Genomic DNA, 19561 nt, shown 5'->3' with positions numbered 1-19561 from the left:
TAAGTTTGTGTAACCAACTTCATATATGACAATTTATTTTGCTTTGATGGCAATCCATAAATTTATCAACGCCATCGTGGCAAATGCAACCAATGTCCAACCTGGAATACTCAAACCTAAGAATGTCCACACCACATCACCACACTCACCAGTACCCATGATCATGGCTTGCATGATTTCTTGCCATGGAAACACTTCGAACATATAACTTAAGCCTGGCAAACAGGCAGGCAATTCTTCCATCGGCAAACTCTGCAAGTACAGATGACGAACGGCTAAGCCAGCCCCTAGCAATGATAATACAACAATTGGCCACGCTAATTTACGCTGCCATGAGACATTTTGGCCCAACGCGGAGATCAGTGAAAACACACCAATCATAAAAAACGCTATACGTTGCAACATACATAAAGGACAGGGCTCAAGCCCCATTTGGTATTCCATATAAAATGCCACGCCTAGCAGGGAAAACGACGCCAATGCAACCAAACCGTGAAAACGACGAGCAGACAACAACGCAACCATAGAAGAAAGATCCTTTTATCGATAGATAACAATAAACATTGAAAAACTAGACAGTAAAATAGTCAGAAAGTGCAACGAACCACTGCCATCTGTTCATTTTGAAGGGTAGTATAACGAGTAATGCCGTGAATTCGAGAGAGGAACTATGAAGCACATCACGCTGTTAGGGAAAAAGCGCTTATTAATCGCTTTAACTTGCCTATTGGCCTTTTTGGCCACACCTGCGTTCGCCGAGGATGAAGAGGCTGCGCCTGTTACACCAAGTTATATCGAGCTAACACCCGATTTTATTGTCAACTACAACGCCTCAGGCTCCCGTCTGCACTACATTAAAACCAAAATAAGCTTACGTACCGACAGTGCACGCGAAGGTATTATTCTAGCGAATATGCCCTTAATTCGTGATTCGTTGGTAATGTTTTTAAGCTCTCGTAACACTGAGCAAGTTACAGGCGCCATAGCCAGAGAACAGACTCGTACTGAAGCAAAAGTCGCGATCAATGAAACACTAAAAGAAGAAACGGGCACAGAGCCCGTTATGGACGTTCTATTTTTTAGTTTTGTGACACAATAAAAAAACCTCCTTTGTCGAACACAAAAAAGCCGCTGCAATTGAACTGGCCGCGGCTTTTTAAATATCTCTAACCCAAGTAAAACCTATAACTCCTGAATATCACCTGGATCAACGTACCCTTGAAGACGATCCGTTTCTTCATTATTGAAGAACTTGTCCATTTGATCTAATAAATACTTACGTGTATCAGGCTGCATCAAATTAAGATGCTTTTCATTAATGATCATGGTTTGCAATGATTGCCACTCAAGCCACGCTTGCTTAGAGACATTTTCAAGCACGTCTTGACCTTTCGCGCCGGGCAGTGGTGCACGCTCCAAGCCTTCTAATTCTTTTTGATACTTTTTACAAAAAACGGTATTCGCCATAATGGACTCTCAATCTTTATTCGCTGTGTGCCAAACTGTCTATCAGTAATAATGGCGCTAACTTTGTCACTTTCAAGTCACCTAGAATAAAGCACTGACCATGCCGCCCACAACAAAAGCACTGACCAATTGCCAAATTGCAGGTTGACGTGTTCGTAGCCACAGCAAAGCCAATAGAACAACTGTTGCCTGCCAAACGCTTGAAACACTGCTTGGAATAATTGGGAAGATCAACGTGGCTAGCAACAACCCAACTACGGCCGCATTAATGGCCTTTACAGCCCCCTGTACCCGTGGTTTATGCGACACGAATTGCCAACACTTCTGCCCAACCAGCATCAGCATTAGACCGGGTAAAAAGACCCCCACGGTCGCCAATAACGCCCAAGCAATCATAGCGCCTTCCGGTGCTGTTACGGCGCCTAAATAACTGGCCAGAGTAAACATAGGCCCAGGTACCGCCTGCGCGGCGGCATAACCGGTCAGCAAATGCTCCGTAGAAATAAAGTCAGCCAATTGCTCCGACATCAACGGCAATACAACATGACCACCGCCGAATACCAAGCTGCCAGCTTGAAACAGCTGAGCAAACAACGCCAACCAACCGGTACCGTGAATATAACTGGTTAACACAAATAACCCGCAAAATATGGCTAGAGTTATGTAAGCAACGCGCGAGGAAATATGTGTTTTGATCTGCGTTGGCTGACTGTCTGTAAACCAATACGCTCCTATGATTCCTGCTAAAAGTACCAGCAGCAAGCTGCTTAAAGCAAAAGGCCACAATAGAATAAAAACGGCGCCAAGCAAGGCTACCAGACGAGTGCTATTCGTTTTGCAAAAGGTATTGGCCATGCTCCAAATCGCATCGGTCACCACTACGACGGCCATCAGCTTTAGCGCGCTTAACACCCCAAGAAACACAGCGCTGTTCGCAAACTGCATCCCCAAAGCCACAAACGCACACATAAGCGCAACAGACGGTAGCGTAAACCCCAAAAATGCAGCGATAGCGCCCACTAAGCCAGCGCGATGATAGCCAACAGCAAAACCAACTTGGCTCGATCCAGGTCCTGGCATTATTTGGCTCAATGCTACCCATTGACCGTACTCTTCTTCTGTTGCCCAGCTTAAGCGCTCAACAAACTCTTTACGAAAATAGCCAATATGCGCTGCAGGGCCACCGAAGCTAGTACACCCTAAAAGCAGAAACTTGCAAAAAATCGAGAAAAACATAAGCACTTTGCCCCTTTGAAACCGTGTTCTACCTCTCGGAGAATGACGCTATATCAGCTGGCGCATAGCTTGATGTGAGTCCAACAGGGTTCTGACCGGGGCTGGCAATCCAAGCGACAACGCGTCACTGATTGCAAACCATTGATACTTACCACCTTCTTGTATCTCTGCCGATGACGCCACCATCAACTCCGACGGAATAATGTCTAAATGATAGTGACTAAAGGTATGACGAAAAGGTGACAGACTTGTGACATCGTGTACGACCACTGGCAAACGCTGTTCCGCTGCCTGAGCCACATCATCGTCCAAATCTACCTCTGGCAAGCTCCATAAACCGCCCCAGATGCCCGACGCGGGACGCTTTTCTAATAACACTTGGTCGGCTTGGCGTAGCACCAACATTTGCGTACTGCGTATTGGTTTAGCGGCTTTTTTAGGCTTAGATTTAGGAAAATCCGTCGGTGAGCCTGTGGCAAGTGCATCACAATCCGCTTGTAAAGGGCATTCATTACAGCGTGGCTTTGAACGGGTACACAAGGTCGCCCCCAGATCCATCATCGCTTGGGTATAGTCTCCACAGCGATCATTGGGAGCATAGGCTTCTGCAAGCTCCCACATAGCCACTTCGGTTTTGCGCTCCCCCGGCCATGTCGGTACGGCATGAAAACGCGCCAAGACACGTTTAACATTACCATCCAGTATGGCTAACGGTTCATTACGGGAAATTGATAAAATTGCCGCGGCGGTAGAACGCCCTATTCCAGGTAATTCGCACACGCCTTCTTGAGTCATTGGAAATTCCCCTTGCCAATGTTCTACCAGCTGTTGCGCCGCTTTGTGCATGTTACGCGCACGAGCGTAGTATCCCAACCCACTCCAATGCGCTAAGACATCGTCTTGCGGCGCGCTTGCTAGTGCGAACACATCGGGAAAAGAGGTCATGAAACGCTCGTAGTAAGGGATCACTGTGGTCACTTGCGTTTGCTGCAACATGATCTCAGAAATCCATACACGATAAGGGGTTTTGTTGTGTTGCCAAGGTAAGTGTTTGCGCCCGTGCTGGTCAAACCAAGCCAGTACACGGGGCGCAAAGTTATGTTTCGGAATCATTCATTACCGCAATTAGAATAAATCTTTAAGTTTGCTTTTCAGTTTATCTTCAAGCTCTTGTTTTGCTTCGTCCTTTTTCTCGTCTAAACGCGCTTTTTCAGCGTCTAACTTTTCCTTAGCTCGCGCTTTTTCAGCATCAAGTTTTTCTTGAGCACGGGCCTTTTCAGCGTCCAATTTCACTTTGGCCGCGGCTTTGGCTTCGGCAATTTCTTTACCAGCAATTGCTGAAATAAAGCCTTTCACATCAGGACGACATAGGCTGGCCGCATCATCCATGAAATTACCTTTACAGACAATCGGAAACTCAATATTAGCAACATCTTGGTTTACCGCACAGCTACCATCCAGCTTACTACCAACAAGCGCCACCCGCGTTTCGTAGTTCAAGCTATTCGTTGGCAGTGAAATAATACCGTCACCAGTGACGCCAAGTGTTAAGGATTGCATACGTAAGCCCGGTGTTGAGACTTCACCGTTTACAATCTTGGCAGGGATGCGCATGGTTTCAAACGGTGTATCTGCTTGAAAAGCACTTTCGTTTAACGTCTCTGTGCGAGCCAAGGCGATGCCCTTACAGACCATTTTTGTGTAGTTAGTACCAAGCAGAGCACCGTCGGTTATATTGACTAATAAGTCACCGTTTAGATTCGAAATCAAATCCTCAATACGGTTACCGCGGGTACTAAGATCCCCTGCTAAGTTGGTTGCCCCACGAATTTTCTCAAGCGCCATAAAGTCTTTCAATAAAGGCAAAATTTCAACACCTTCAATACTCGGAGTCACTGTCATTTCTGGCGTTTTCCCAGTCACATCCAGCTGTGCTTTTAGTTGCGCAACGCCATCATATAGATGCACTTGAGCTGGTGAAATGCGCACTTTGCCATTGGTTTGCGTGGTATCCAGCTCAATTTTGTCCAGCTGTAGATTTTTTACTTTGACGTTGTCAAAGGCAATGCCTACATGGCCATTTAGAGAGCGAACCAATTCCACTGGGATGAGATCTTGCTCTGATGCCGCACCTTGGCTTGCAGGCATGCCTGTACCACCTTCACTGACGGCTTCAGCTTCTTTTACCGGAGGCAAATAACGGTCCACATCTAGATTACTACCGGCAATCGCAATGTCCCAATTTAATGGAGAAAGGTTTAACAAAGCATTCGCTTCGATTGTCGTATCATCCACGTTAATCGAGATCGGTTGGGCTTTGATGCTGTCTGTTGAACCCTGCGCGGTAATGCTCATGCTGGCTTTCTCCAGCACGTTATCATCGGCCATTTCTGGCAACTCAATATTCAGCTGGCTCAACACACTTTTCGGAGAGAACTCGGCAATGTCTAGCACAGCGTCGAATTCTGGTGCACTTAATACTTGGTAAGCATTTACTTGCCCCGTAATGTCCATGCCTAACGTATTGATTTTCAGACCTTCCAGCGAAGCGTTTTCCTGAGGCAAATCAAAATCCAGCTGGGCAACATTTAGCGTGGCTTTTAGTGGTGAAGCAGGAAGGCTGTCACCTGCAATACGAGTATTCAGTTCAACATTGGCAAATGACACACTTTGACGCTCTGCAAACAAAGTAAAATCGGCCGCAAAATCCATATTGGCGGTCATGGCATTGCTGCCATCTAAGTTGGACTGCGTCACAGCGGCATCCATTTTCATAGGCCATGCTTCGTCTAGACGAACATTTGTAAACGTGACATTCGAGACCACATCTGAACGCATCTCAGTTCGTTCGTCTTCATATATAACATGGGCGTTTACAAGTGCCAGTTCGTCTAAAGCGATGTCAGGAATGGTAAAACTCTTGTTAGCTGATTCCGTCGATGTGTCGTTGGCAGGTGAGGACTCTGAAGATGCATTACCAGCCGCTTCGACTTGCCAGTTTGGGTTGCCATCTTTATCGACTTTGAGGTTGGCCGTTAAGTTCTCTAATCGAACCGAGTCCACTTCGATGCGCTGTTGAAACAATGGCATCAGCTGCACACCAAACTCAGCTTTTGAAAAGCTCATAAGCTCTGGATCGTTCGCCAAAGCAATACCAAAGTTTTCCAGACTTAGGCCAATGCGTGGGTAAATCGACCAACCAATATCGCCGTCCATTCTTAGTGTTACATTGGCTTTTTCTTTTGCCAGCTTTTGCAGCTCCCCTTTGAATTGGTTGGGATCGACAAACACGACAACATAGATAACAGCGGCTATGATCAGAGCAATCAAAGCAACCAGCAATAATCCTAAACGTTTGACCCAAACCATATCGTTTACCACCTCGGTTACATGCGTTTTTAATACCTTATCAAATCATAGCATCATAATTGTCTTTTTCGATCCACCTAATAGGCGTGAAAAGCATAGAAGCAAAGCTCTGCACGTTTTATAATGGCGTTCAAATATCATTTACAGGGTTAAAAACCTGATTTCTAAAGCGGAGAGCTCCTTACATGTCTAACCGGATTGCAACCGTCGAACGCAATACGCTCGAAACGCAAATTAAAGTGACTGTTAACCTAGATGGTACAGGCAAATTTAACTGTGAAACTGGCGTCCCTTTTCTTGATCACATGCTTGACCAAGTCGCACGTCATGGGCTGATAGACCTTGATATCCATGCGGTTGGCGACCTTCACATCGATGCGCACCATACGGTTGAAGACTTAGGAATCACACTGGGCCAAGCGTTTGACCAAGCGGTCGGCGATAAGAAAGGCATTCGCCGTTACGGCCACGCTTATGTGCCTCTTGATGAAGCGCTTTCACGTGTTGTTATCGACTTCTCTGGACGTCCAGGATTAGAGATGCATGTACCTTTCACACGCGGTTCTGTAGGTGGTTTTGATGTGGACTTATTTTCAGAGTTTTTCCACGGTTTCATCAACCATGCAAAGGTAACTTTACACTTAGACAACCTGCGCGGGAAAAACACACATCACCAAGCAGAAACGATTTTCAAAGCTTTTGGCCGTGCACTGCGTATGGCATTAGAAGTAGATGAGCGTATGGCGGGTCAAATGCCATCGACTAAAGGCTGCTTGTAATAGGATCGACCTAAACATGAGTACAGAAAAGAAAGCGACGGTTGCCGTCATTGATTATGGCATGGGCAACCTCCATTCGGTTGCCAAAGCACTAGAGCACGTTGCCGATGCGAATACTCAAATTGTGGTGACCAGTGATCCTGCTGTGATTGATGCGGCGGATCGTGTTTTGTTACCCGGAGTAGGCGCAATCCGCGACTGTATTGCTGAAATGAAAAAGCAGGGATTGGTGCCAGCGATTCAAAAAGCCATGGCTGAAAAGCCGTTTTTAGCGATCTGTGTTGGCATTCAATCTTTGATGGCCCACAGTGAAGAAAACGGTGGAGTGGACTGCTTGAACCATTTTGAGGGCAATGCTCTGTTTTTTGGCAACGACCATAAAGAAGTGGACGGCACCAAACTTAAAGTACCACACATGGGCTGGAACCAAGTAAAACACACAATGGATCACCCTCTTTGGGAAGGTATCGAAGACGGTGCGCGTTTCTATTTTGTTCACAGCTACTATGTTGTAGCAGGTAATAAGGACGAAGTAGCGGGAACATGCCACTACGGCCACGACTTTTGCGTAGCCTTAGCGCGCGATAATGTATTTGCGGTGCAATTCCACCCAGAGAAAAGCCACAAAGACGGTTTGCAACTGTACAAAAATTTCATCCATTGGGATGGCAAGCCTTAGTCCACCAGATAGGAAACTAAAATGGGATTAGCTAAACGTATTATTCCGTGCCTAGACGTGGACAATGGCCGCGTTGTAAAAGGTGTTCAGTTCGTTGATATCCGTGACGCTGGTGACCCAGTTGAAGTAGCAAAACGCTACAACGAGCAAGGCGCTGACGAAATCACCTTCTTGGACATCACAGCAAGCTCTGATGACCGCGAAACTACTGTTCATATGGTAGAAGCCATTGCAGCAGAGGTATTTATCCCTCTTACAGTAGGGGGTGGTATTCGTACCTGTGACGATATTCGTCGCATGCTGAACGCTGGTGCGGATAAAGTCGGCATTAACACCGCGGCGGTATTCAACCCTGAGTTCGTACGCGAAGCGGCTGAACGTTTTGGTTCTCAGTGCATCGTCGTGGCGATTGATGCGAAAAAAGTCAGCGCTGAAGGCGAGCCAGACAAGTGGGAAATCTTTACCCATGGTGGCCGTAAACCAACGGGGTTAGACGCTGTTGAGTGGGCCAAGAAAATGGTCGATTTGGGGGCCGGTGAAATCCTGCTGACCAGTATGGATCGCGACGGCACGAAAAACGGCTTCGATCTGGGCGTGACGCGCGCCATAAGTGAAGCGGTTCATGTTCCTGTGATCGCATCCGGTGGTGTCGGCAACCTACAGCACTTGGTAGATGGCGTTATTGAAGGCAAAGCGGACGCGGTATTGGCAGCGAGTATTTTCCACTTCGGCGAACACTCGATCCAAGAAGCCAAAGAAACCATGCAAGCTGCCGGTATTGAAATGCGTCTATAGAGTCGCAGTTACCACGGGATCTTCTCGTCCCCGATGCTTTTCGCTCGGGGACCGAGCTCCTACAAACCAAATGTCTACAATGGCACTTCTTCTGTAGGACCGCGGTTTCCGCGGGATATCTTCGCTCGGGAACCGAGCTCTTACAAACCAAATGTCTACAATGGCACTTCTTCTGTAGGACCGCGGTTTCCGCGGGATATTTTCGCTCGGGAACCGAGCTCTTACAAAACAGAGCTACCGCGGAACCCCCTACTCTACATAAGCTGTTTCTTAATCGCTGCTGCGATCTCTTCTGATGTAGAGTCGTGATACAAATATTGCTTAATCTGGTTGTCTTTACCAATTAAGTAAACACGTGCGCTGTGGCTGACTGTATAGCTCTTTTCATCGCCTTTTTCGATGCGATAAAAAGCGCCATATTGGCGAACCACTTTATCAATTTCTTCTTTTGTACCGGTTAAACCAACGAAGTTCGGATCAAAGAAGTGAACATATTCACTTAGATGATCAGGCGTATCACGCTCTGGATCAACACTTACGAAGACCGTTTGTACTTGATTGCGCATGGCTTGCGGTAATTGTTTCAGTCCTACTTTTACATTCGCCATGGTTAACGGGCAAACATCGGGGCAGTGCGTGTAGCCGAAGAACAACAGTTTCAACTTACCGTCAAAATCACTTAATGACACAGGTCCCTCGGCACCGGACAAGGTAAAGTCTCCGCCTATTTTGCCGTTTTTTTGAGTATCGGTTGCTGCGTTTTTCTGCATGGCCAGCAAAGTGCCTGTAATAGCCAGCACGACTAACATGGCAAAGATATAAATCGGTTTTAACTTCATTGGGTTACCCTAGGGTTGAGTCATAGAAAAATGGTAAATAAGCGGTTCAACATCTGAGCCATCTGCAACGGAAATAGCCAAACGCCAATCCATGGTTTCTGTGGTGCAAACCGGAATACGTATCTCGCCAACATAGCGATTACCTTGTTGTAGCAAAGTGGCTTCGGTAATCCCCATGTACATTTCTTGCCCTGTCAGCGTCGCCTTCAACTTAGAGACAGGCTGTTTCGCTCCCTCAGGTAGCGTTAACGTCAATTGCAAAGGAACATTCACTTTAATTGGCTCAGAAAAGCTGAGTGCAATCCCAGAGATGCTTTCACATAGACCCGTTTTCGCATCACATTCAGCAGCAAACGCATCATTTTCAGTGGCAAAATGGCGATAATTAAACGCAAGTAATACTGCGATGGCAAAGCCAATCACAAATAGTTTTATAAATGGATGGCGCATTAGCGTTTTAGTTCCTCATTATATGCGTCACTATCATGCCATATGTAAGGAAATCTGTAATCTTTGCGCATCTGTATTGCGCTTTTCTTGCTGTCCTTCTAAATTGCCTAGTACAATCCGATTATCTCTTTTCCTGATTTAGGATGACTCTCCTTGTTGCGCAATATACATGACGCTCTGACAAAACTTGATCAGTGCATGAATCAAAGTGGCGATGTGTCCGCTATTACCTTTCATCGTGGTGTAGAACGCGAAGCGCTACGTGTTTCACGTACCGATGGAAAGATCTCTCAAGCGGCTCATCCAAATGCCTTGGGGTCTGCATTAACACACCCTTCAATTACCACGGATTATTCTGAAGCCCTGATGGAGTTTATTACTGGGGTGCATGACTCGGTTGAAGGTGTCATCGATGAGCTGAATGATATTCACCTGTATACAAACCGTGTATTGGATAGCATGGACGAATGCCTATGGCCGGGTAGCATGCCGTGTGCCCTATCGAGCAATGAAGAAGTCCCTATTGCGTATTTTGGGGAGTCTAATTCAGGTAAGTTGAAGCGCATTTACCGTGAAGGGCTGTCAAACCGTTATGGCCGCATTATGCAATGCATTGCAGGCATGCATTATAACTTCTCATTCAGTGATGAGTTTTGGCGTTTTTTGGCCGATCTTCGTGGTGTCAATATCGATACCCCTGACGCGTTACAAGCATTTAAGTCACAGCAGTATTTCGCTCTGATTCGCAACTTCCGTCGTAAATCGTGGATGTTGTCTTTGTTATTCGGTGCCTCACCTGCAATTGATGCCAGCTTCCTAGAACAAAAGCCATCAAAACTTGCGCAATTGGACGAGCGAACGTGGGGCGGCCAGAGCGCAACGTCCCTTCGCATGAGTGATATTGGCTACCAAAACAAAGCGCAAGACGGATTGTTTGTTTGTTATAACGAAGTCGATACCTATATTAATACCATTAAAGGCGCATTACGTACGCCTTACCCTGCTTATGAGCAGATTGGCGTTAAAGTAGACGGCGACTACAAACAGCTAAGCCATAATATTCTGCAGATCGAAAATGAGTATTACAGTGATATTCGACCAAAACGTGTAACGCAATCCGGTGAACACCCCAGTGCGGCATTGCAAAAGCGCGGCGTGGAATACATTGAAGTTCGTATTATGGATCTAGATCCGACTTCACCGATTGGTATGCAACCTGAAACACTCTACTTTTTAGATACGTTCTTGATGTGCTGTATGTTGCACGGAGACACGCCTCTTGATGCAGATGAGTGCCAACAACTACGTAAAACCCAGCAGGAAATTGCCACTCACGGACGTGAGCTTGATAGTCATTTCGATTTCGGTTTTGGCCCTGTCGCACTGTGCGACAAAGCATCCGAGCTGTTGGCTCATATGCAAGAAATCGCTCAATTTCTATCGGAACGCACCGGCAACCAAGCCTATGTTGAAAGTTTAGCAATTCAGCAAAATAAACTGACGCATTTAGAGACTCTGCCTTCTGCGCACGTCCTTCAACTGTGTGAGCAATTTGGCAGTTATCAAACAGCGATGCTCTCAATCGGCAAAGCTCAACAGACAGCATGGCTGGAGCAAAGTATGTCGCCGGAGCTTGAGCAGAAGTTTAAGCAATGGGCACAAGAATCGATTACGCAACAAGCAAACATTGAAGCCAGCGACGACGTTGACTTTGATACGTTCTTAAAGCATTACATGCAGCCTCAGTAAGCTCATGGTTGCGTAACAAAAACCAAAAAGGGCTTCATTGTGAAGCCCTTTTTTAGTTTACTCGCTAGACACTACAAGTTAACCGGAATCTCAGTGGTGTTTTCAAGCTGTAGCCACTGCGCTAATTTTTCACGTAGCTGATCTACACCATCACCATTCAAACCAGAGAAAGTTTGCGCGGAAGCTTCAACGCCACGCGCTTTCATCTCTTTCATGATTTTCAACATGGTCGCTTGAGCCGGTCCACGTTTTAGTTTGTCGGACTTGGTCAGCAACGCATGCACTTTAACATTGTTGTTGGCCGCCCATTCCAGCATCATCTCATCAAACTCTTTCATTGGGTGACGAATATCCATCACCAATACCACACCCACAAGGGAGCGACGGTTCATGAGGTAGTCTTGCATGTGTGCTTGCCAGTTTTCTTTCATGGCAATCGGCACTTTGGCAAAGCCATAACCCGGCAAATCGACAAGACGTCGATCTTCCACATTTAGGCCAAAACAGTTGATAAGCTGAGTTCGGCCAGGTGTCTTAGAAGTACGAGCCAGCTTGCGCTGGTTGGCGAGCGTATTCAAAGAAGTAGACTTACCAGCGTTTGAGCGTCCTGCAAAAGCCACTTCAAGGCCTTGGTCTAAAGGACACTGAGAAAGTTTTTCTGCACTTTTAATGAAGTGAGCGGATTGAAAGATCGAGTCGAAAGGCGTCATAGATTGATATCAGTCAAAGGGAAATTGTATCGCGTTATAAGTTTTTGCACAGTTGTATATAATGCAAGCCATCCTGCTTACTGGCTTAATGTGGCTGTGCCCTAATTCATACTGGTAAGCATAACAGAAAACGAAGCATCTTGATGCCAGAAAAAGATGTTGATTATCTTCGGTTCAACGCACACCAGAGGCAGCGAATGAAAAAAGTTCTTATCAGTTTGTTAGTAACAGTCGGAGCAACCTCCGTTGCCATCGCTGAAGGAAACCCTGAAGCAGGCCAAGCGCTAACAGCAGTATGTGGTGCATGTCATGGTGCAGATGGTAACAGCCTTGCACCGACATTCCCTAAACTTGCAGGCCAAAATGAGTCTTACCTGCTTAAACAAATGACAGACATCAAGTCTGGTGCACGCCCTATTGCGCAAATGACCGGATTATTAGACGGTATGTCAGAGCAAAACCTTGCCGACATCTCGGCTTACTTTGCCAACCAAAACGTTGTTGTCGGCCAAGCGGACCCAGCGTTAGTTGAGGCTGGCAAAAATATTTACCGTGACGGCAACCCTGCAACCGGTGTACCCGCTTGTATGGCTTGTCATGGGCCTGCGGGGAAAGGCTTGAACTCCGCCGGTTTCCCTCAGCTTAGTGGTCAACATGCTAGTTATACGGCCTCTCAACTGAAGATGTTCCAGTTTGGCGATCGTAATAACGATGCGGCGAAAATCATGCAGAACATTGCCTTTAAGATGAATGAACGCGAGATTCAAGCAGTTTCTAGCTATATCCAAGGCCTATACTAAAGTCTGAGCTTTGCTTCTTCTTGATATAAAATCCTCCTTCAAGGAGGATTTTTATTGTCTAGCCGATGTAAACTTGCTCGAATATACGAACTTTCTGTAAGTTTACGCATCCTAACAAGATCCACCTCACTTGGATGCTATTGAGCCAACACATTCTAGGAGCATTACATGAAAAAGCTTTTTACAGCATTGATCGTTGCCTTACTAATCCCTTTCAGCGCTTGGGCGCAGGATTACAGCGACGGCAATGGCTATACCACCATCAAAAACCCTGTTCGCACCGCTGACCCAAGTAAAATCGAAGTCGTTGAGATATTTTGGTACGGCTGCCCGCACTGTTACCAATTAGAGCCTTTGACTCAAGCGTGGAAAAAGAACCTTGCTGAAGACGTCGACTTTAAATACATGCCCGCCGTGTTTGGCCGTAATTGGCTGGCTCATGCGAAAGCATTTCATGTAGCAGACATTTTAGGTGTGGAAGATAAACTACATTCTGATATGTTTAATGCCATTCACCAAGATGGTAAACGCATGAATTCTGAAGACCAATTAGCACAGTTCTTTACAAACTATGGTATTTCAGAAGATGAGTTTCGAAAACAGTACAATTCTTTCGCGGTAAATAGTCGTTTGTCTCAAGCAGATGCTAAAATTAGAGCGTACGGCGCACGAGGTGTACCGGGGCTAATCGTCAATGGCAAATACTTGGTAACAGCCGCAACCGCAGGCGGCAACAATAATATTTACTCTGTAGTGGACTTCTTGATAGAACAAGAGCGCCAAGCGAGTAATCAATAATGAATTAAGGCGTATTCATGGATCCAACTCAGGATAAAGTCATTGAAAGCTTATTAAAAGCGGTCTCTCGTACCAGTATGCTGGCCGAGGGTTCCGATCCTGAGTTGGATGCGACATTGCAAAACATCCGCACAAACCTTAGCAAGTCACAAAGCCCCGAAGTGTTACAAAAAACACTGCAAACGCTAGAACCTCTCGTGTTGAGATATGATGAACAGCGTCTTGCTAGAGCACAAACGTTTCGCGCTCAATTACTTGAATTGATTGATTCGATTGATAACTTACCCGACACACAAATGTCGACAAAAGCCAAAAAGCAGCTTGAGGCTGATATTCGTAAGCATTGGCAATCTGTGTCAAGCTGGCCAGAACTGCTCGCACAGAGCATTCAGCTTGTTACAAATACACTCAAACAACCGCCCCGAGACACTAAAAATGCTTCTTTATTAGGCCGTTTCTTTCGGCGTAAAAGCGATCACAACCTTGCGCCGAAAAGTGATTCTGAAATTATGTCTCATGTTAGCCATACTTTGGCGGCTCTGCTTGCTAACATCACTCTACCGGACATGTATCGCGATCAATTGATGGATATTAAAAATGCCCTCACCGGCAGTAAAGACATCAACCATTTACCGGCCTTACTCGATGAAGTGATTAACCTTATCATGGTGGCCGTGGGCAAAACCCAAGAAGACCTAACGTTGTATTTGAGCCAGTTAAATGAGCAATTGGCCAGCATTAATGCGTCCATTCTTGCAAACTACAAAGCTCAGCGCTCGATGAGTTCGACGCGAAAAGATCTTGGAGAAACCTTTCAGAAGCATGTCGATAGCACTCAGACAGAGGTTCGTAATGCCACCGATTTAAATGATTTAAAGTCATTAATCGACGAACGTATGCAGACGATTACTGAGGCCATGTCTCAGTTTCAGGACAAAATGCAAAACCAAGAAAAACATGCGGCGCAGTCTATTACTCAGCTTAAAAATAAGGTCAGCCGCATGGAGCAAGATGCGACTCAGTTGCGTACCAATATGCAGCAAAAAATCGCACAAGCACTTTCTGATGCTTTAACCGGCCTACCCAATCGGGCAGCCTACCAAGAAGCGATCTTTCCATTGCTTACCTCTGCGGCCCAGGTAAAACAGCCACTTTGTGTTGCTGTGTGCGACGTGGATCACTTTAAACGCATCAACGACACATGGGGGCATTTAGCGGGTGACAAAGTACTGCGAATCATTCCTCGTCAAATGCAAAATGCACTGAACAAAGAGTCACTAATTTTCCGCTATGGTGGTGAAGAATTTATTATTATTTTTCCGATGACCTCCATTGATAACGCATACCAATATTGTGAAAAAGTACGCCAAGCGGTGGAAAACACGCCATTCAATATGAATGGCGATCCGGTCTCAGTGAGCATCTCAATTGGCATCGCACAATTTGATGGCAAAGAGTCTCATGATGAGCTCTTTGGCCGAGCCGACAAAAACTTATACAAAGCAAAAGAACAAGGACGCAACAAAGTAATTCACGACAATTAACCTGCTTTATCGTGCAACAAGTCCTCGGACACGGTTACAATAGGTTCACTTAAGATTTTTATTATTCGCCTCCCTAAAGGTCGTATTAGGAACGAGATTTTATGCAAGACAAAGAGAACACAACGCATTTCGGTTTTAAAGAAATTCCTACAGACAAAAAAGTAGACGCCGTAGCGGAAGTATTTCACTCCGTGGCTGCTAAGTACGACATCATGAATGATCTGATGTCCGGCGGTATTCACCGCTTATGGAAACGCCATACCATCAGCCAATCCGGCGTTCGTGCGGGCCAAAAAGTGCTTGATATCGCAGGAGGTACAGGTGACTTAACGGCAAAGTTTTCTCGCTTAGTAGGCCAATCTGGTCAAGTCGTGTTAGCAGACATCAACGACTCCATGCTAAAAGTTGGCCGAGACAAGCTGGCAAACCTAGGTATCGTTGGCAATGTTCAATACGTACAAGCGAACGCTGAAGAGCTGCCGTTTCCAGATAACACGTTTGACTGCATTACGATTGCTTTTGGCTTGCGTAACGTTACGGATAAGTCTAAAGCCCTGGCGTCTATGCAGCGTGTATTGAAACCTGGTGGTCGCTTATTAGTTTTAGAATTTTCCAAGCCTGAAACCGAATGCGTCAGTCAAATTTACGATCAGTACTCGTTCCGCTTATTACCGTTTATGGGCAAAGTCATTGCGAACGATGCTGAAAGCTACCGTTATTTAGCGGAATCGATCCGTATGCATCCAGACCAAGAGACACTTAAAGGCATGATGCAGGAAGTCGGCTTTGAGCGTGTCACTTATCAAAATATGACGGGCGGTATTGTCGCCCTTCACAAGGGATTTAAGTTTTAATCATGTGGAACAGCGCCACTCGTTTTTTACGTATCGTACTCACCGTTTTACGGTACCGACTAGACACCTTCATTCCGATCAAGTTGTTACCTTGGTACTTAAAATACACCTTAGGTATCGTACTGACTATTGGCCGCAAAGGTGCCGAGCGCAATCGGGGTGAACGTTTACGTTTAGCACTTGAATCCTTAGGCCCAATTTTTGTTAAATTTGGTCAGATTTTATCCACCCGCCGGGACTTACTGCCCGATGACGTTGCCGATGAACTGGCGCGTTTACAAGATCGCGTACCACCTTTTTCTGGCGACTTGGCTGTGGCGATTATTGAAAAAGACCTAAACGCTAAGATCGATGATATTTTTGACGAGTTTGATCGAACCCCTTTAGCGTCTGCTTCCATCGCTCAAGTGCATACTGCTAAGTTGAAAACAGGCGAGCACGTTGTCGCTAAGGTCATTCGACCGAAGATCGAGAAAACCATTCGTCAAGATATTCAGTTACTGTACATGTTGGCTCGTTTTGTCGCTAAAACGAGCACAGATGGCCGACGTTTACGACCTGTCGAAGTGGTCCAAGATTATGAATACACGATTCTTGATGAGCTGGATTTAGCGAAAGAAGCCGCCAACACTGGATTGCTGCAACGTAATTTCACCGACTCTGATTTGCTGTATGTACCCAATATTTACTGGGACTATAGCCGACGCAACGTGATGGTAATGGAGCGTATTTCAGGCATTCCCGTTGCTGACATTCCTGCTCTACGCGAACACAATGTCAATATGAAAGTACTGGCTGAACGCGGCGTAGAGATCTTCTTCACTCAAGTGTTCTCTCATAGTTTCTTCCATGCTGATATGCATCCCGGTAATATTTTTGTTGACCCTTCCAATCCAGAGCGACCGAAATACATCGCAATCGATTGTGCCATTATGGGCAGCCTTGACGACGCCGATAAGAACTACTTAGCACGTAACCTACTGGCTTTCTTTAAACGCGATTATCGCATGGTTGCGGAGTTACATGTAGAAAGTGGCTGGGTCCCTAAGGGCACACCAGTACATGCGTTTGAATCTGCCATTCGTAGCGTCTGTGAACCTATGTTTGCCAAGCCGCTGAAAGAGATTTCATTTGGCCAAGTATTACTCGGATTGTTCCAAACGGCACGTCGCTTCAATATGGAAGTTCAACCGCAGCTCGTGCTACTGGAAAAAACACTGTTGAATATCGAAGGCCTTGGTCGTCAGCTCTATCCAGACTTAGATCTATGGGTTACCGCTAAGCCTTTCCTAGAACGCTGGATGAGCGAACAGGTGGGACCTCGACGTTTACTGGATGAAGTGAAAAAACAAGCACCGGACTGGGCTGGACAGCTGCCACAAATTCCTAACCTTGTCTTTTCAACGCTGACCCACTTATCGCATCAAGAAGCGCGAATCGCAGAACAAACTGAAGCCCTAGAGAATATACGTAAGGAAATGCGCCGCTCACGCCGCAATCAGCCATTCAAATTACTGGGTCTGTTAGCACTGGGTGGGGCTTGGATTACTACCGATAACATTGCTCTAGGACACCTTGCGCAAGCGGATATGTTGAGCTTAGCGCTGTTTTTAGGCGGCATTTACCTGCTAGTATTAAAACCGTAACATTTGAGAGACTATAATGAATATTGATGTTTTGGCTGAATTGGCCACTACGTTAGAAGAACGTAAATCTGCTGCCGCTGACTCATCTTATGTCGCTAGCTTACATGCTAAAGGCTTAAATAAGATCCTTGAGAAAATCGGTGAAGAAAGCGTCGAAACTATCATCGCAGCCAAAGATTCGGTTATTTCTGGTGATAAAAAAGACGTGATCTATGAAACAGCAGATCTTTGGTTTCACACGCTTGTGATGCTATCTCATTTAGATCTTGCTCCGCAGGACATATTGGATGAGCTGGCACGCCGTTTTAATTTGTCTGGCTTAGAAGAAAAAGCCAACCGTAAAAAGTAGGAGTACCACAAATGGGTGGCATTAGTATTTGGCAACTGTTGATCGTCTTAGCGATTCTTATCCTAATTTTCGGCACTAAGAAGTTGAAGAACCTTGGTTCTGATTTAGGTGGCGCAGTAAAGGGCTTTAAAGAAGCTGTAGATAAAGACGAAGAGCAAAAGGATGGCGAAGGCCAAGCCAAAGCTATCCAGGAAGAAAAGAAAGACGATAAGAGCGCCTAACCTGTGTTCGATATCGGCTTCTCTGAATTACTGGTTGTTTCTGTCGTAGGACTCATTATTTTGGGTCCTGAACGTCTGCCTATGGCGGCGAAAACAGCCGGTTTATGGATTCGAAAAATTCGTCGTAGCATTCAATCTGTGCAGCGAGAAATCAACTCGCAACTCGATCAAGAAGAGATGCAACGTTCCATCAAAGAAACCAATGAACGCATCATGCGTGAGTCGGCAAACTTTGAACGGGAAATGCATACTACAAAGCCTTCTCCTAAGCCTCAGGTCGATCCAGAGCCTCAAGCTGAGTCGGTTTCAACTTCTCAAGACACACAGACGGATACTGCGCAGGCAACTGCAAACAAAGCACCTGACGAAACACAGTCTCGCGCTTAACTTTCATTGGGAACCCCCAAATGAGCCATGAAGAACCGTCTCAAGCACCGTTGGTAACGCACCTAATTGAGCTGCGTAACCGACTTCTTAAATCTGTACTCATCGTCTTACTGATATTTGCCGGCCTTTATTCATTTGCCAATGAGCTGTATCTGTTTGTTTCTGAGCCATTGCGAGCCTTACTTCCAGAAGGTAGCTCGCTGATTGCAACAGAAGTCGCCTCTCCTTTCATGGCGCCTTTAAAGCTTACTTTTGCCTTAGCGGTATTGATTGCTGTACCTTATATTCTGTACCAAGCATGGTCATTTATCGCACCTGCGTTGTATAGAGAAGAAAAAACCGTCGCGATTCCGCTGCTAATTTCGAGCGTCTTGCTATTTTACTGTGGCATATCTTTTGCCTACTTTATTGTGCTTCCATTAATCTTTGGCTTCTTCACCTCGGTAGGTCCAGGTGAAGTAACCGTAATGACCGACATTAACAACTACCTAGACTTCGTACTAAAGCTGTTCTTCGCGTTTGGTGTGACGTTTGAAATCCCTGTTGCCACGTACTTGTTAATTAAGGCTGGTGTGACGACAGTGAAAAGTCTATCGAAAAAGCGCCCTTACGTATTTTTAGGCTGCTTTGTAGTAGGCATGTTGATTACTCCTCCGGATATTTTCTCGCAAACGTTACTGGCCATTCCCATGTGGCTGCTGTTTGAACTCGGCTTGCTCGCGGGCCGAACCGTCAAACAAGAGGATGAAGACGAAGAGGAAACCGAGACAAGTAAAGCTTAGAAAAAGGTCCTACATAACGGCAAAGTGACTTTGTAGGAAATGAGATGGACCCGCCCTCCTAACTATGTGCCATGCTTAATGTGCAAACCAAGCAAACCGGCATTTAA

General features: G+C 45.9%; 22 protein-coding genes. 14 read left to right on the top strand and 8 right to left on the bottom strand.

Going from position 1 to position 19561, the window contains the following annotated elements:
• Nucleotides 1-33: 33 nt before the first annotated feature.
• The gene (locus AYW76_RS14885) at nt 34-525 is read right to left on the bottom strand and encodes a disulfide bond formation protein B (protein ID WP_067222397.1); all 492 of its coding nucleotides are present in this window, start codon (nt 523-525) and stop codon (nt 34-36) included.
• Between the two features lie 145 nt (nt 526-670).
• Between AYW76_RS14885 and AYW76_RS14880 the strand changes: the two genes are divergently transcribed.
• Nucleotides 671-1099 (top strand): flagellar basal body-associated FliL family protein, encoded by a 429-nt coding sequence (locus AYW76_RS14880; protein WP_067038503.1) that lies wholly within the window; start codon nt 671-673, stop codon nt 1097-1099.
• An 83-nt stretch (nt 1100-1182) separates the two neighbouring features.
• Here AYW76_RS14880 and AYW76_RS14875 read toward each other — a convergent pair whose 3' ends face one another.
• The 4 genes from AYW76_RS14875 to AYW76_RS14860 all read right to left on the bottom strand — a co-directional run bounded on the left by AYW76_RS14875 (nt 1183) and on the right by AYW76_RS14860 (nt 6072).
• Nucleotides 1183-1467 (bottom strand): oxidative damage protection protein, encoded by a 285-nt coding sequence (locus tag AYW76_RS14875; RefSeq protein WP_067038502.1) that lies wholly within the window; start codon nt 1465-1467, stop codon nt 1183-1185.
• A gap of 81 nt (nt 1468-1548) precedes the next feature.
• Entirely contained in the window at nt 1549-2703 is a 1155-nt protein-coding gene (gene chrA, locus AYW76_RS14870) for a chromate efflux transporter (protein WP_067222394.1), read from the bottom strand.
• Nucleotides 2704-2751: 48 nt separating this feature from the next.
• Nucleotides 2752-3816 (bottom strand): A/G-specific adenine glycosylase, encoded by a 1065-nt coding sequence (gene mutY / locus AYW76_RS14865; RefSeq protein ID WP_067038500.1) that lies wholly within the window; start codon nt 3814-3816, stop codon nt 2752-2754.
• A gap of 12 nt (nt 3817-3828) precedes the next feature.
• Complete coding sequence (locus tag AYW76_RS14860; RefSeq protein WP_067222390.1) at nt 3829-6072, bottom strand: AsmA family protein; 2244 nt, start codon at nt 6070-6072, stop codon at nt 3829-3831.
• 185 nt (nt 6073-6257) lie between these two features.
• On the opposite strand from AYW76_RS14860, the gene hisB reads away from it, so the two are divergent.
• The 3 genes from hisB to hisF are packed head-to-tail and all read left to right on the top strand — an operon-like array spanning nt 6258 to nt 8325.
• Nucleotides 6258-6851 (top strand): imidazoleglycerol-phosphate dehydratase HisB, encoded by a 594-nt coding sequence (gene hisB / locus AYW76_RS14855; RefSeq protein ID WP_067038498.1) that lies wholly within the window; start codon nt 6258-6260, stop codon nt 6849-6851.
• A gap of 16 nt (nt 6852-6867) precedes the next feature.
• Nucleotides 6868-7530, top strand: coding sequence for an imidazole glycerol phosphate synthase subunit HisH (gene hisH, locus AYW76_RS14850; protein WP_067222387.1), 663 nt, complete (start codon nt 6868-6870; stop codon nt 7528-7530).
• Between the two features lie 21 nt (nt 7531-7551).
• The gene (gene hisF, locus AYW76_RS14845; protein WP_067222384.1) at nt 7552-8325 is read left to right on the top strand and encodes an imidazole glycerol phosphate synthase subunit HisF; all 774 of its coding nucleotides are present in this window, start codon (nt 7552-7554) and stop codon (nt 8323-8325) included.
• A 254-nt stretch (nt 8326-8579) separates the two neighbouring features.
• Here the strand turns inward: hisF and AYW76_RS14840 are convergent, their stop codons facing one another.
• Both AYW76_RS14840 and AYW76_RS14835 read right to left on the bottom strand, forming a co-directional pair.
• Entirely contained in the window at nt 8580-9164 is a 585-nt protein-coding gene (locus tag AYW76_RS14840) for an SCO family protein (RefSeq protein WP_067222382.1), read from the bottom strand.
• 9 nt (nt 9165-9173) lie between these two features.
• Entirely contained in the window at nt 9174-9614 is a 441-nt protein-coding gene (locus AYW76_RS14835) for a hypothetical protein (RefSeq protein ID WP_067222380.1), read from the bottom strand.
• A 153-nt stretch (nt 9615-9767) separates the two neighbouring features.
• On the opposite strand from AYW76_RS14835, the gene gshA reads away from it, so the two are divergent.
• Nucleotides 9768-11363 carry a glutamate--cysteine ligase gene (gene gshA, locus AYW76_RS14830; RefSeq protein ID WP_231872624.1) on the top strand — a complete coding sequence of 532 codons (1596 nt, stop codon included), beginning with the start codon at nt 9768-9770 and terminating at the stop codon, nt 11361-11363.
• Nucleotides 11364-11434: 71 nt separating this feature from the next.
• Here the strand turns inward: gshA and yihA are convergent, their stop codons facing one another.
• The gene (gene yihA / locus AYW76_RS14825; protein WP_067222379.1) at nt 11435-12073 is read right to left on the bottom strand and encodes a ribosome biogenesis GTP-binding protein YihA/YsxC; all 639 of its coding nucleotides are present in this window, start codon (nt 12071-12073) and stop codon (nt 11435-11437) included.
• A 197-nt stretch (nt 12074-12270) separates the two neighbouring features.
• Here yihA and AYW76_RS14820 point away from each other — a divergent pair, with 197 nt between their 5' ends.
• The 9 genes from AYW76_RS14820 to tatC all read left to right on the top strand — a co-directional run bounded on the left by AYW76_RS14820 (nt 12271) and on the right by tatC (nt 19454).
• Nucleotides 12271-12873, top strand: coding sequence for a c-type cytochrome (locus tag AYW76_RS14820; RefSeq protein WP_067222493.1), 603 nt, complete (start codon nt 12271-12273; stop codon nt 12871-12873).
• Between the two features lie 168 nt (nt 12874-13041).
• A complete protein-coding gene (locus AYW76_RS14815; protein ID WP_067038491.1) occupies nt 13042-13671 on the top strand; it encodes a thiol:disulfide interchange protein DsbA/DsbL in 630 nt (209 codons plus the stop codon).
• Nucleotides 13672-13688: 17 nt separating this feature from the next.
• Nucleotides 13689-15215: a GGDEF domain-containing protein gene (locus AYW76_RS14810; protein ID WP_067222377.1), complete on the top strand. Its 1527-nt coding sequence runs from the start codon at nt 13689-13691 to the stop codon at nt 15213-15215.
• Nucleotides 15216-15316: 101 nt separating this feature from the next.
• Nucleotides 15317-16069, top strand: a complete 753-nt coding sequence (gene ubiE / locus AYW76_RS14805; RefSeq protein ID WP_067222374.1) for a bifunctional demethylmenaquinone methyltransferase/2-methoxy-6-polyprenyl-1,4-benzoquinol methylase UbiE — start codon at nt 15317-15319, stop codon at nt 16067-16069.
• Between the two features lie 2 nt (nt 16070-16071).
• Complete coding sequence (gene ubiB / locus AYW76_RS14800) at nt 16072-17715, top strand: ubiquinone biosynthesis regulatory protein kinase UbiB (protein ID WP_067222371.1); 1644 nt, start codon at nt 16072-16074, stop codon at nt 17713-17715.
• A gap of 16 nt (nt 17716-17731) precedes the next feature.
• Nucleotides 17732-18064, top strand: a complete 333-nt coding sequence (locus AYW76_RS14795) for a phosphoribosyl-ATP diphosphatase (protein WP_067038487.1) — start codon at nt 17732-17734, stop codon at nt 18062-18064.
• A gap of 11 nt (nt 18065-18075) precedes the next feature.
• Complete coding sequence (tatA, locus tag AYW76_RS14790) at nt 18076-18285, top strand: Sec-independent protein translocase subunit TatA (protein WP_067038486.1); 210 nt, start codon at nt 18076-18078, stop codon at nt 18283-18285.
• Between the two features lie 3 nt (nt 18286-18288).
• A complete protein-coding gene (tatB, locus tag AYW76_RS14785) occupies nt 18289-18672 on the top strand; it encodes a Sec-independent protein translocase protein TatB (protein ID WP_067222367.1) in 384 nt (127 codons plus the stop codon).
• 20 nt (nt 18673-18692) lie between these two features.
• On the top strand, nt 18693-19454 hold the full coding sequence (tatC, locus tag AYW76_RS14780; protein WP_067038484.1) for a twin-arginine translocase subunit TatC: 762 nt from the start codon (nt 18693-18695) through the stop codon (nt 19452-19454).
• Nucleotides 19455-19561: the final 107 nt, after the last annotated feature.

Source organism: Marinomonas gallaica (assembly GCF_001639745.1).
GTDB classification, from domain to species: domain Bacteria; phylum Pseudomonadota; class Gammaproteobacteria; order Pseudomonadales; family Marinomonadaceae; genus Marinomonas; species Marinomonas gallaica.
The sequence above is the reverse complement of the archived record's forward strand: the minus strand, read 5'-3'. Positions and strand labels throughout refer to the sequence as shown.